We start from the raw sequence: 12752 nt of genomic DNA, 5'->3' as shown, positions 1-12752 counted from the left end.
CAACTGGTTGTCATATAATAACTTTATATAGGCATCAAAGGGTGCATTATGCTTTGCTCCAGCTGCTCAACGAAACTATGGTCCTTTAGATTTTTCAAAAAAGTCGAAACATCCATTTCTACGTAGCTCGGAGGCAATGTTACACCAATAGTAGTGGAACTGGCAGTATATGGGTAGACATCATGGCAAGCACCAGCCGCTTCAGCAATGTCCAATGCCTCCTGAACACTTTCTATAAGATGGTTGCCCTCATTACGTATATGTGAAGTGTATATAGGATTGTACCTGAATATTGCCTTGCAAATGTATGAAAGCTCCTCCTTTGTTGTGAAGCAGCCTGGAGCATACAGCAGCCCCGTCGAAAGTCCAAGCTCACCTGCCTCCATGGCTTCTCTTCCTAAAGCTCTCATGGCATCAAGCTCTTTTTTATCCGCTGGTTTTGGGTCCAGACCTAATGTGGCAATTTAAGAGAACCATGAGCTGCAAACAATGCCATGTTTATTCCTAAATGAAAACTATCCAGGGTATCCATTAGTGCTGCAACCCCTAAAAGAGAGTCAGCATTTGGATAAATAGGTGCCCAAGATGCTTATAATAGTTTTTATACTCTTCCAAATACTCACCTCTGACAGGTGCAGGAGAAATCCCGCATTGACCAACGATTTCGGTTGTAATACCCAGCAGAAGCTTTACACTGCACAAGGGATCAACAAAAGCAAATAAATCAGTGTGGCCATGTACGTCTATAAAGACTGGACATACTACCTTTCCACTTGCATCTATGGTTTCAGCCGCCTCCTCCTTAGGGTTCATTATAATTTTCCCTGAACGTATACCTATATCACCATATGATGCAGGAGAACCGGTACCATCAATTATTTGTCCGTTTTTTATCAGATAATCTAACATATACTAACACCTATCCTTATACCCTGTTTTTCTTGTATATAAACCTTGAGCAGATGATACCCGCAGAAATCATTATCGGAAGCACAATGGCACTGTTAATTATTTTAATCTTATGTAAAACTCCACCAAGTACCAAGAGGACAATGGCCATCTTAAATCACTTAGAAATCATGCCAATCTCTAGTGCTCCAAACATGGCAGTAACTATGTCTTCAAAAGCATGCGCTAAAAAAGAGTTTGATAAAAACTTGCCCAAGGAAACTATAGCCCCTATTTCAATAATAACAATGCTTACCATGGTTCAAACCACCATTACTATGTTGGAAATGAAGTCTGATTCGTCAATGTAGTTGGCAAGGTTAAGAACCACAGGCTTCATATAAGAAATGGAAACAGGTATCTTAGGCTTGTAAAATTTCCTGTGAGAACCATAATAAACATAGCTGATGAGCCTATCATAGGAGTAATACTTAATTTTCCTTGAAACAACTGCATAGGACCTGTCTAATATTAAAATCAGGCTGGCCTAAAAAATTAACATAAGGCAGCCTGATTTGCTATACCTATTTTTATAATGAGAATTCTTTTAAATTATTTATTTTACCTTTTGAATTTTATTAGCAGGTTTACCTAACATGAGATGTTGCATATAAATAAATACTCCTACTGCCATGAATATGTCTCCTATGCTGTACACCTTTGGTCTTGGATAAAACTTAGGCATAGACAGCACATCTGCTAAAAATTTAAGCTTAGTGCTTTCTACTAGAGGAGTATGAGTAATTATCTTCCCATTTATTATAGCATTTGCGTTATCAATCAATCCTAAATACTTAAGTTCCTCAATTGAAACCGGCATTTGCCCTCCATTTGCCATTATCACCACAAAATTTAGAAAAACTCCTACAGTTATAATCCAGAATGGATACTTATCCCAATTCATAAATAGTCCAATAAACAATAAAATATATGATAACAAATGTATAAAGGATATACCATGAATAATAAAATCTACACCTTTGGAAGCAAGATACACTGCTGAGAATTCAACTACGAAGGAAGCTCCTATAAAGTACCATCCTCTAATTTCTCCAGAGGATATATTGGAGAACTTTCCACCCCTTACCTTGCCTACCAGCAGTCCACTTCCCATGCTTTCAACCAGCACACTTTTCTACCTCCCCTTCGTACCCCATCATCCTAATGAATTCATTGGCTACTATAGGATTAAACAAAGTTCCTGATTCTTTCTTTATTATATCTATAGCCTCATCTTCAGTCATAGCCTTTCTGTAAGGCCTATCGGAAGTCAATGCATCATATACATCAGCCACACATAATATACAAGCCTCAAGAGGAATTTCACCTTCCTTTTTCCCTTCTGGATAGCCTGTACCATCAAAATGCTCATGGTGACTCATTACTATATCTGCTAATTCCTTTAGAAAATCTATTTCTTTTATGATTTTGGAGCCTATGGCAGGATGAATCTTGATTTTTTCATATTCATCAATTGTAAGCTTACCAGGCTTATTCAGGATATGTTCGTCCACTCCGATTTTGCCAATATCATGAAGCATACCGGCAAGTCTTAAATTCTCCAAAGTCTTGTGAGGCAGTTTCATCTTCTTTCCTAAATTATATGCTAACTCGCTTACTCTCTGAGAATGACCTTGAGTATATGGATCCTTAGCCTCTACTGCCTGGCATAGTGCCTTTACCGTATCCAAGTACATACTTCTCATATCAACATAAAGCTTAAATGAATACCTGGCAAGAAGCAAAGGGCCAAAGAATAGAAGAACTCCCAATATGCCATAGTTTACATAAGCTAATGCCATAATTATGCTCAAAGGTGCTATGGCAAAATAGTCTCTCATAACCCATGCTATGTTTGTATATAGTAATTTAAACAGATTATCACCTGATAGAATGGTCATAAGTATAGACATGATAATTGCATTTACAACTATGTACACAACTATGCTGCCAATCAATGGCAAAACATTTATTAATTCCAATTGACCGGGTATACCACCTAAAGTTTCATAGCAAATGCCTGCTAACGCTGTTGAAAGTGTAATATTAGCTCCATTAAATAATGTCTTATATACAGGAGTATTGAATATATGATGAAGTTTACCATCTTTATTTATAACTCTAAGTATTATACCAAGAGTTGATATCCAAATAGCTTGAGGCATCCCAATTATCAATAATACAGTTAAATTAATTGCAAATCCTACAGAAATCCCTCCTCTTCGATCAGGAGTAGGTATTGCTAACGATTCTGCAATAATTGATAGGATAAGAAAAAAAATCAACTCATTTATATTTATAGTTTTGCTCCAATTAAATGTATACATTATTGTAATTACACCCAATAGAGCAATAACCATAATATATAGCCTTAATTTTTTAGGCATATTAACACTCCTTTTTATTGACCGGCATTTTTATAGCTTACCACCAAGATAAATTTGCTCCTCCTGCTAATACAAGAGAAAGAATAGTCATAAGTATAGCAACTATCTTTTTCATGGTTTGCCCCCCTTTACTAAGATCTCTGTCCTTCCGCTAATAAGACAGGCAAACTCGCTCCGCTAGATAAAATGCCGGTCAAACTTTAAACCATCTTGCTTATCAACCGATTCAATGCATTCAGCACTGACTTTGCAACTGCTTCATTTTCATCGGTTTTTATCATACTGCAGCCAATAAGGAGACTTTCATTATTTTTATATGTATAACCAACCATGCAGACGAAAATATCTCTGCCGGCAACTCTTGTTCTTTCTATGCCTTCAAGATAAAATATGCCATTTGTGTTTACAAAGGATTCAACAGCCATAATAGTAGCCTCAGCAACAGCTTTAAATTTATTTGAAACAGACTTAACCTTAATGCTGTTCCCTTCATAGTTTTTCCCATCGCTTTCCAGAATCACAGTAGCTTTAAGACTGTTGTCCATATTCATCATAACTATGCTGCCTATCTTAAGACGATTATCCTTTATCTCATTCTCCTCAATTTGGGCAATGCTTATTACCTTATAATCCACTTCCACATTGAACCTTGCACTGACAGCTGATTGAATGTCTCTAACCAACTGCTTTACATTTCTCCCAGATGTGCACAATACATGTATATCCTGAACTTCATTTTTCTCCCCCAATATAACCTTGCAAGATAACACGTCAGGTATTCGGCAAATTAGGGATTTCATTTCTTCTTCTAACACTAATCTATTATCGTCCACAATACTCACCTCTATAGACATCATAGTAACATATATATTCGACCAAAAGTTGTCAATTCCTCTAATAAAATTAAAAATTGAATACCTCTGCCTACTTATATATATGCTTGTATTGCAAATAATATAATATTAAAATAGAGGCTTCCATAGAAGCCTCCATATTAAAATTCAGGTTCAATCAAACCATAGTCTCCATCTTTTCTCTTGTAAACAACATTAACTTCCTCACTATCAGCATTGAAAAACATAAAGAAATTATGTCCAAGGAGTTCCATTTGAAGCACTGCTTCTTCTACTGGCATGGGTTTCATAGCAAATCTCTTTGTTTTAACTATTCTGGGTTCTTCGTCATCATCTTCTTCACTAAAGGAGAAGTTCTCAAATCTTACACTTCCGTCCTTGATCTTTCTTTCAAGTCTTGTCTTATACTTAGCAATCTGTTTCTCAAGCTTCTCTACAACGTTGTCAATGGATGTGTACATATCCTCGGTAGCTTCTTCACCCCTTAATATTATACCATTAAAGGGAATAGTAACTTCAATGATATGTCTATTCTTCTCTACTGTCAAAGTTGCGTTTACTTCTGTATCAGGGTTGAAATACTTCTCGAACTTGCTTAACTTCTTTTCTACCCTCTCCCTCAAGGCGTTGGTTACTTCAATGTTCTTTCCACTGACTCTTATGCGCATACAAACATCTCCTTTCGCAACTATTATGCTACCGTTTATATATAATTTATTCTACATCAGGTTAAATAATCCTTCTAAACTTTATCCATTATTTAGTTATATTTATGTCAATGATGTGTGTCAGCTATCCACTGGAATAGTATGCTAAATTTACTATTGATATTGATTAAGATGCTTGAAAAGTCCAAGTAGTGTCATACAACCAATTTCCCCAAAATTTGTCACATACCGTCTTTTTTTGATGAATACTTATTAGATTACATAAATTTTTAAGGAATCATTCATTATCAAGCTCTCTTTTTATATTAAGCAAAATTATGAAACAAATATACTTAGACACAATGTTATGCACAAATAAAAAGCAAAAAGCTGTGGATAATGTGCATAACTCTGTTGATAACTTGCATTTACAGGATTAATTCCATCATTCAATTGTTGATTACTTGTGAAGTAATAATAGTCAGTAAATTCATCAAATTATGTATTGTATATTTAAAAAAAATATATGCATATTTTTTTTCCAAAAACAGTAAAATAAAGGAATTGCTTGTATGAAATAAAGCGGATTAAGAAAGGCTTTTATGGAAAATATAAATTAAAAATTTATACTTTACTAGCATAATAAAAAAAGCCACATAAAGTGGCTTTTTCTTATCTTCTTGCATCAAAGCATTCTTTGCAATATACTGGTCTATCATTTGTAGGTTTGAAAGGTACTTGAGTCTCTTTACCGCATTCTGCACATACTGCATCATACATAACTCTTTCTCTTCTTGCACCACCATTCATGCTTGCCTTTCTTGCAGATCTGCAATCTTTGCATCTTGCAGGTTCGTTCTGGAAACCCTTTTCTGCATAAAACTCCTGTTCACCGGCTGTGAATACGAACTCCTGTCCGCAATCCTTGCATACTAATGTTTTGTCCTGAAACATAAAATCCCTCTTTTCTTAAATACTTTAGGTAGTGACGGTCTCCAGAACTTTTTTTGGGATTTATGTTTCCAGAAAAAGGTTCCTGACCTGACCACGTATACCCTTCCTAGCAGTTTCCACAGCTGACCTGGTCTTTGCCCCCACACTCGCCGTCTGGAAGTTTCGCTCAAGCTATTAAGCCCCTCACTACAGCTCCTCTCAGGTATAACCTGGACGGACTTACTCCTAAGCCGCACCATGCTCACAAAGCTTTGCTTTGCTTACGTGGATCGTTTTGCCTGCGACTGGCATCGATTTTCAACCACAGACCTGGGAAATACTACTTAATATATTATATACTTAATTATTAGAATATACAAGATTTTTATGTGATTTTATTATATTTTTGTACAAATTCTATTTTTTGCTATCTATATATATCCCGCTTATATTTATGTTTGGCTTATCATAGGCTTTCAGGAATTTCTGACCTGAATTCACCATTTTAATATCTTTTTTAATATCATCTATTAGATTCTGAACCTTAATTTTATTCTGTTCTTCCAGCTCCATTATACTCCTTGCCAAGTCCATTATATCGGTGATGAGATCTTTAATATTCTTAAACTCAGGATAATCAGCAACACTAATACTCTCAAAAGATTCTATCTGTAATTCCTCTTTGAGTAATTTCGCTGCCTCTTCAAAGTCCTCATCGATTTTCTTTATCTTATCAATTTCCACCTGCTTTTTATCTATAAATCCATGCAAGTTCTCTCCCTCGTTATTTTCAATATCATTTTTCTGACCAAGGGTTAACTCATATATTTCCTCTAAAGCAGCTTTCTTTTCCTCCAGCAGGCTTTGGATTTTAATAATCATGTCTTTTGATTTTTCTCCCATTATATCACCTCAAAAAAACAAGGCATGTATATCATGCCCTTATTTATTTACAGTTTGACTTCCTTTGGCTAGCTTCATAGCCTGAGCCCAAGTGTCTCTCAAGTCCTTTGCAAAGTCTAATACTTCTTTTAATATTTCTTTATCCTTTTTGATATTTGCATCTATTAAGCGTCGATTCATATATTCATATATGGAATATAGATTTTTTGAAACATCATAGTCCATATTCAGAGTGCACATAAACTCCTCTATAATATTCTGAGCTTTAATAATATTGCTATGAGCGCCTTGCAAATTCTTTTCCTCGATAGCCAGTATACCAAGATTCAAGAATTTAACTAATCCATTATAAAGCATGAGGGTCAACTCTTGAGGCGTAGAAGTATTAACTACATTCTGCTGATACTGTTGATAAGGATTTGCTGTAACCATTATTGTGCTTCCCCCGTTTCATAACTTAGTCTTATCTGTTAAAGTTTTGTGTAAACCACGAAGATTGTGCACTCATTCTGCTAAGTGCTGTTTCCATGTAGGCAAATTTTATATATAGCGATTCTTGCTTCTCATAAAGTTTATTTATCAATTCCTGTATATAATCCTGTTTTTCATTTATCTGCTTTGTAAGTGTATTCTGATATTCTGTAACATCTCCGACCAATCCGGCTTTTTCCAATAGAAGTCCTTTTTGTCCGCTTTCACTTCTTGTGGTTCTTATGTAATCCTGAAGAACATCAAAGAGTCTTTCTACTACGCCGCTTTCTTTATATCTTTTATCTCTCAATTCACTGCTGTTATCAGGACTATAAGAAATTTCTGATGTTTTCGTAAATATCTCTACAACCTTGTCCAGATTATCTTCTATGGCTTTTTTAAGTTTATCCTCATCTATAAAAAGCTTAGCCCCGTTTCTCCAGCTACCTGTAGATATGCCTATTGAAAATAAGCCTCCGGCTTCGGTTAGATCATTCATAGCGCTTCTCATTCTTTCAAGAACACCATGTAAAAGGCTGTCATTTCTCAATAGACCTGTTTTTGCCTTCTCTTCCCACTTTTTGATTTCATCTTCCGTCATTGCTTCTCTCTGCTCATCGGTAAGAGGCAGATAATAGTCTCCCTTGTCTGTTCCTCCGCTTCTTGGTCTCTTTTCGGTTACTTTTGTAGTAATTTTTTCTACTATCTCATTGTATTTATCAATAAAACTCTTTATTTTTTCATATATGGCATCTGTGTCCTGAGTCAGAGTGATCTTTGCTTCTCCTACACCTGTCAATGTATATGTGACACCATCTATGGTAAATGTGTTGCTGTTTTTTTCTGTTATGACTTCCTGTCCATTTGAATCTTTCTTGCCATCAAGCTTAAACTTAGCATTCTTACCGTATTTAACTTCATCAACATCAAAACCTAATCCATAAAACAAATTCTTTGCATTGCTGTTGCTGATGACATCGATCTTCTCATCTGCTCCTGTAGCCTTGGATTCTACAATAAACTTGTCCAAAAATGAGCTATAGCTAATTCTGACTCCTGCATCGCTATTATTGATAGCAGAGATCAAATCATTTAAAGTCTTATCTGCTGAAATTTTTATTTCTTCACCATTAATCTCCAATGAGAGTTTATTATCTTCCAAATTTAAGCCCAAACTATTAGCTACTTCACTGATTTTACTGTCCATGCTAAGCCCATTAAGACCTAGTTCGCCAACTCTGGATTCCATTTTTGCCTTTTCAGCCAATTGCTCTACTTTAATTGTATGTTCCATCATTGCAACCTTACCATTGCTTTTGGCTGTTGCCACATTCTCATCGGTGGTCTTTACCTTATAAGCATAGTATGTGCTGGAAGATCTCATATATGTGGCAGGCTTTAAAACATCAAAGAATTCATCCTTGAAGCTTCTCAACATATTAATAATGGATCTGTAATCATCTCTTTTCCATTCCAATAACTGCTTTTCCTGCTTGACCTTGTCGACTTTTGCCTGCTGTACTCTTATCATCTGCTGTACAATAGCATCTGTATCCAAGCCAGAGGCCATTCCTGTAAATCTCAATTTGGTATTGAGTATATTAGAAATACTACTTGCCACTGCCATTATCTCCTTTCATCAACAAATATTCCCGCTATTTCCCACATCTTTGCAACCATATCAAGAATTTTTTCCGGTGGGATTTCTCTTATAACCTCCTGGGTTTCCTTATTAATTACTTTCACCATGATCTCTTTGGTTCCTTCATGTATGGAATATTCAAAGCTGCATGTAGCTCCTGTGATAGCCTTATTGGCCTTTTCTATCATTTCTATCCATAAGGATTCATCGATAGAAAGCTCATACTTGGTTTTTTGGCTCAATTCCTGGTAATCATAACTGTCTTTTTGCTTATTATTTGTAGTCTGTATATTCTGTACATTACTTTTAGCCTCATTGTTTATACTTGCAGCTGTCTGTATTGTTTGAATGTTATTTACAGACTCAACTCTCATAACCATATCCCTCCGTGGAAAATGTTTTATAAAATCCTTTCAATTTATATATCGTAATAAAAAAGATTTTTCTTTAGAGTTATTTAAACATTTCCCAGATATACATAATTTAGATATTTTGATGCCACTCCTCTGGCTTTTTGCATCACATCAATATCCGTAGGGGGACGATGAATTTTATAATTTGGAAAATACCTGGTCAAATGAAGAGGGATATTTTTATCCAAGCTTGACAAAAAAACAGCAATCCTTTCCACTTCTTCCACTGTATCATTTAGCCCATTTACCAATAATGTAGTTATCTCTATGTGGCATTTGTCATAGCATTTTTCTATGGTTTCCAATACATACTTTATATCTCCGCCGCATATTTTATTATAATAATCCTGTCTGAAGGATTTAAGGTCAATATTCATGGCATCAATATAAGGCAGAATCTTTGTCAAAGGCTTCTCCTGAATATATCCATTGGTCACCAGCACCACTTTATACTGTGGACACACTTCCTTTAGCTTTTTGGCAGTATCGCAAACATATTCATACCATATGGATGGCTCATTGTATGTAAAGGCTATGCCTATATTATCATCTATTTGCCTGCATGTTTCTATCAATTCCTCAGGAGAAAAATATCTGCTCTCGGCTCTATAATGGGCTATGGAATAGTTCTGGCAAAATCCGCAGAAAAAGTTGCATCCAAAGCTACCTACAGAAAGAATTTTACTTCCTGGACAAAAGTGATAAAGAGGCTTTTTCTCTATGGGGTCCAATGCTATGGCAGTGATCTCTCCATAGTTTATGGTTTTAAGGTTACCCTCTATGTTGGTTCTCACTGAGCAAAGTCCATATTGTCCCTCTCCTATATTGCAATTATGAGGGCATAAAGAACATCTTATCCTATCTCCATGCTTTTCCCAAAACATGGCATCCTTAATCACAAGCATCACTCCTTGTGCCTGATAACCTCAAACTTCTCAATTGAATAATTCTCATAAGATGATATGCCTGCTTTTTTCAGGGCAATATTAAGCTGTTCTTCCACAGTATCAACACCTTCCAGATCCGGCAGCAGCAATCCTGTCCTTCCTCTCCATCTCACTATAACCCCGTATCTCTTTGGGTCCAACTCTGACTTTGTGGCTTTCTCAGGTTCTGTAAGCACATCCACAGAAAAATCTATTTCCTCCAGTTCATCCTCTCTTACAGGGTTGAATCTGGGATCCTGAGTGCCAGCTTCCACCGCATTTCTGATGATCTCCTCCGCTATACTGTTGGTAACAGGGAATATAGTTCCTATGCATCCTCTAAGCTGCCCTTCCTTCTTTAGGGATACAAAAACTCCTCTTTTTGTTTTTAGCATTTCCTCTGTCACATAATCGGGTACATCCATGTAACTGCCTTGGAGCAAATAATGGGTCAGGCTCTCTCTCGCTAACCTCACATAGGGATCTGCGTTACCTGTTTTTTCTCTGAATCTTTCTTTGCTTTTCTCACATAAAGCATTATACATATCCATATGGGATTTTTCCAAAGAAAAGCTCATAATGCTGTAACCTACTCCAAAAGTGCCCTCATAAGATAAAAGCTTTCCTTTGAAGTCATATCCATTCATAGCACCTAGCATTACATAATATGATCTTAGACCGCATTCAGCGGCTCTCTCAATGACATTGGGATCCATGTTGAAAACTCCAATCACATCACCTTTCTCAAGCAGTGAAATTATTTCCCTGTCGAACATCTCCCCTTCCTGTACATAGCCATAGGGGCCGTCATGTGACAGTTTGTGGGATAAATCTCCACTGGCGATAAAAACTGCATTGTTATCGCTATCTTCCACTGCTTTCCTGATGCACATTCCAAACCTATATAACTGTAGCTTAGGCAGCATACCATAGGTTATATGAACAATCTTGTAATTAGAAATCTTCTTGTTTATGAAATAAAGAGGCACCATAACCCCGTGATCCAACTCGTAATCAATACCATATCTTCTGGCAGACTTTTTGGTTATCTCTGCTGTCAATATGCCTTCTTCCTCAGCCATCGACATGATTTTTTCAGTTAATGGTATATTTATTTCATGCTCAAAAACTACCTGGGAAGCTCCGAATCTGCCTAAATCTCCTTTTATCCTGTCTTCGCAGGACATAGCCACCGCATCGCTAAACACCGGTCCATGGGGTGTTATGAATATTATGGTATCCGCACCCATGGAAGCTATCTCTTCAGCCACCTTGTCAAAGGCATCGGAAGTTGATTTTATCTTTTTCTCTTCTCCCCGTCCTATCTCAGGCACAACAATGGGAGGATGAGGCATGGTATAGAAGGCTTTAATGGTTCCCATAATATCACCTCTAAAATAATTTTCATTAGCTATATTGTACCATATGTTAAAAAATATAAACTATTGCATTAATTTTTAGATATAATATACTTACAAGCTATAAATTTTAGTGTAGAATTAATAATAATGCTTTGCAATGTAATTATTGAAGTATATGAATACCATAAAAAACATCATAATTCCAATACACCAATAGACTATTAGAAAGAATCATAAACAAGGTAGAAGTTATCAAATATAAAAGTTATAGTAAATACAGATTGAAAATAAATTCTATTTGACAATCAATGTCTATATCATAGAATACTAAAACTACATTTAAGACAGATTAGAAATAATAAAGGACTATTCAAAAATAAGAAGGATGTGAAAATATGAAAGTTGCAATTATGCAACCATACTTTTTCCCATATATAGGATACTGGCAATTAATAAATGCCGTTGATAAATTTGTTATATATGACGATGTTAATTATATTAATCGAGGATGGGTTAATAGAAATAATATATTGTTAAATGGTAAAGTTCAGAGAATTAATCTTCAAATGGTCGGCGCTAGTCAAAATAAACTAATTAACCAAATTGAAGTGTCGGATAGTGAACTGTTTAGAAAAAAACTATTAAAAACTATAGAAACAGCTTACAGAAAAGCACCATACTATTTGGAAACCTTCAGCATTATTGAAAACATTGTAAATAACACAGAGAAAAATCTTGCAAAATATCTGGAATATAGTATAAGGAGAGTATGTAAGCATTTACAAATAGATACTGAAATAATTATGTCATCGTGTATTCAAAAAAATAACTCCTTGAAGGGACAAGATAAAATAATTGAAATATGTAAAATATTAAATGCTGATGAGTATTATAATGCAATTGGTGGTCAGGAGTTATACTCACGTGAAGATTTCAACAACATAGGCATTAAATTGAAGTTTTTAAAAACTAACAACATCAACTACACTCAGTATAAAAGTGAGTTTACTCCAAATCTGTCTATTATAGATGTAATGATGTTTAACTCAATTAATGAAATAAGTAAAATTTTAAACGATTATATTTTAGTTTAGTGACCTTACCATAGCCCAGTCAACAACTGCAACAAGGTAAATCCAGCCTTCATCAAACAAGCCACGCGTTTTTTGCTTCATGAGATACCTCGATTCTTAAGAGCATAAGTATTTTTTGTGCTTCCATAAGTTTGGCGAGATTGGTTAAATACTTTTTTGACTTTGTCAACCAA

The 12752-nt window shown here is 35.5% G+C and carries 15 protein-coding genes; 1 reads left to right on the top strand and 14 read right to left on the bottom strand.

Annotated features, from left to right (window positions below):
- Positions 1-23: 23 nt before the first annotated feature.
- The 14 genes from BUB48_RS00410 to amrA all read right to left on the bottom strand — a co-directional run bounded on the left by BUB48_RS00410 (position 24) and on the right by amrA (position 11506).
- Positions 24-410: an amidohydrolase family protein gene (locus BUB48_RS00410; RefSeq protein WP_073023376.1), complete on the bottom strand. Its 387-nt coding sequence runs from the start codon at positions 408-410 to the stop codon at positions 24-26.
- Positions 411-546: 136 nt separating this feature from the next.
- Positions 547-909: a hypothetical protein gene (locus BUB48_RS00405; RefSeq protein ID WP_073023375.1), complete on the bottom strand. Its 363-nt coding sequence runs from the start codon at positions 907-909 to the stop codon at positions 547-549.
- 157 nt (positions 910-1066) lie between these two features.
- Positions 1067-1207: a hypothetical protein gene (locus BUB48_RS17900; RefSeq protein ID WP_175548315.1), complete on the bottom strand. Its 141-nt coding sequence runs from the start codon at positions 1205-1207 to the stop codon at positions 1067-1069.
- 297 nt (positions 1208-1504) lie between these two features.
- Complete coding sequence (locus BUB48_RS00400) at positions 1505-2077, bottom strand: DUF5317 domain-containing protein (RefSeq protein WP_073023374.1); 573 nt, start codon at positions 2075-2077, stop codon at positions 1505-1507.
- On the bottom strand, positions 2067-3335 hold the full coding sequence (locus BUB48_RS00395; protein WP_073023372.1) for an HD-GYP domain-containing protein: 1269 nt from the start codon (positions 3333-3335) through the stop codon (positions 2067-2069). Before BUB48_RS00395 ends, BUB48_RS00400 begins: the two co-directional genes overlap by 11 nt.
- A 200-nt stretch (positions 3336-3535) precedes the next feature.
- Positions 3536-4168, bottom strand: coding sequence for a hypothetical protein (locus BUB48_RS00390; RefSeq protein WP_073023370.1), 633 nt, complete (start codon positions 4166-4168; stop codon positions 3536-3538).
- Positions 4169-4329: 161 nt separating this feature from the next.
- A complete protein-coding gene (gene hpf, locus BUB48_RS00385; RefSeq protein ID WP_073023368.1) occupies positions 4330-4857 on the bottom strand; it encodes a ribosome hibernation-promoting factor, HPF/YfiA family in 528 nt (175 codons plus the stop codon).
- Positions 4858-5508: 651 nt separating this feature from the next.
- Positions 5509-5790: a zinc-ribbon domain containing protein gene (locus tag BUB48_RS00380; protein ID WP_073023366.1), complete on the bottom strand. Its 282-nt coding sequence runs from the start codon at positions 5788-5790 to the stop codon at positions 5509-5511.
- Positions 5791-6186: 396 nt separating this feature from the next.
- On the bottom strand, positions 6187-6672 hold the full coding sequence (gene flgN, locus BUB48_RS00375; protein WP_073023364.1) for a flagellar export chaperone FlgN: 486 nt from the start codon (positions 6670-6672) through the stop codon (positions 6187-6189).
- 39 nt (positions 6673-6711) lie between these two features.
- Positions 6712-7104 carry a flagellar export chaperone FliS gene (gene fliS, locus BUB48_RS00370; RefSeq protein ID WP_073023362.1) on the bottom strand — a complete coding sequence of 131 codons (393 nt, stop codon included), beginning with the start codon at positions 7102-7104 and terminating at the stop codon, positions 6712-6714.
- A gap of 31 nt (positions 7105-7135) precedes the next feature.
- Positions 7136-8764, bottom strand: coding sequence for a flagellar filament capping protein FliD (gene fliD / locus BUB48_RS00365; protein WP_175548314.1), 1629 nt, complete (start codon positions 8762-8764; stop codon positions 7136-7138).
- A gap of 5 nt (positions 8765-8769) precedes the next feature.
- Positions 8770-9159 (bottom strand): flagellar protein FlaG, encoded by a 390-nt coding sequence (locus BUB48_RS00360; RefSeq protein WP_073023358.1) that lies wholly within the window; start codon positions 9157-9159, stop codon positions 8770-8772.
- 83 nt (positions 9160-9242) lie between these two features.
- On the bottom strand, positions 9243-10103 hold the full coding sequence (gene amrS, locus BUB48_RS00355; RefSeq protein WP_073023356.1) for an AmmeMemoRadiSam system radical SAM enzyme: 861 nt from the start codon (positions 10101-10103) through the stop codon (positions 9243-9245).
- The gene (amrA, locus tag BUB48_RS00350) at positions 10103-11506 is read right to left on the bottom strand and encodes an AmmeMemoRadiSam system protein A (protein WP_073023354.1); all 1404 of its coding nucleotides are present in this window, start codon (positions 11504-11506) and stop codon (positions 10103-10105) included. The genes amrS and amrA overlap by 1 nt, the downstream gene beginning before the upstream one ends.
- 374 nt (positions 11507-11880) lie before the next feature.
- On the opposite strand from amrA, the gene BUB48_RS00345 reads away from it, so the two are divergent.
- Positions 11881-12579: a WbqC family protein gene (locus BUB48_RS00345; RefSeq protein ID WP_073023352.1), complete on the top strand. Its 699-nt coding sequence runs from the start codon at positions 11881-11883 to the stop codon at positions 12577-12579.
- The last annotated feature ends 173 nt before the right edge of the window (positions 12580-12752 follow it).

This window comes from Lutispora thermophila DSM 19022, from assembly GCF_900142105.1.
Taxonomy (GTDB): domain Bacteria; phylum Bacillota; class Clostridia; order Lutisporales; family Lutisporaceae; genus Lutispora; species Lutispora thermophila.
The sequence above is the reverse complement of the archived record's forward strand: the minus strand, read 5'-3'. Positions and strand labels throughout refer to the sequence as shown.

Excerpts from the sequence above, each read along its gene's own strand:
- amrA (WP_073023354.1), bottom strand. The coding sequence starts at position 11,506 with ATGGGAACCATTAAAGCCTTCTATACCATGCCTCATCCTCCCATTGTT.
- BUB48_RS17900 (WP_175548315.1), bottom strand. The coding sequence starts at position 1,207 with ATGGTAAGCATTGTTATTATTGAAATAGGGGCTATAGTTTCCTTGGGC.
- BUB48_RS00360 (WP_073023358.1), bottom strand. The coding sequence starts at position 9,159 with ATGAGAGTTGAGTCTGTAAATAACATTCAAACAATACAGACAGCTGCA.
- amrS (WP_073023356.1), bottom strand. The coding sequence starts at position 10,103 with ATGCTTGTGATTAAGGATGCCATGTTTTGGGAAAAGCATGGAGATAGG.
- BUB48_RS00410 (WP_073023376.1), bottom strand. The coding sequence starts at position 410 with ATGAGAGCTTTAGGAAGAGAAGCCATGGAGGCAGGTGAGCTTGGACTT.
- BUB48_RS00405 (WP_073023375.1), bottom strand. The coding sequence starts at position 909 with ATGTTAGATTATCTGATAAAAAACGGACAAATAATTGATGGTACCGGT.
- BUB48_RS00395 (WP_073023372.1), bottom strand. The coding sequence starts at position 3,335 with ATGCCTAAAAAATTAAGGCTATATATTATGGTTATTGCTCTATTGGGT.
- fliS (WP_073023362.1), bottom strand. The coding sequence starts at position 7,104 with ATGGTTACAGCAAATCCTTATCAACAGTATCAGCAGAATGTAGTTAAT.
- hpf (WP_073023368.1), bottom strand. The coding sequence starts at position 4,857 with ATGCGCATAAGAGTCAGTGGAAAGAACATTGAAGTAACCAACGCCTTG.
- BUB48_RS00345 (WP_073023352.1), top strand. The coding sequence starts at position 11,881 with ATGAAAGTTGCAATTATGCAACCATACTTTTTCCCATATATAGGATAC.
- BUB48_RS00380 (WP_073023366.1), bottom strand. The coding sequence starts at position 5,790 with ATGTTTCAGGACAAAACATTAGTATGCAAGGATTGCGGACAGGAGTTC.
- flgN (WP_073023364.1), bottom strand. The coding sequence starts at position 6,672 with ATGGGAGAAAAATCAAAAGACATGATTATTAAAATCCAAAGCCTGCTG.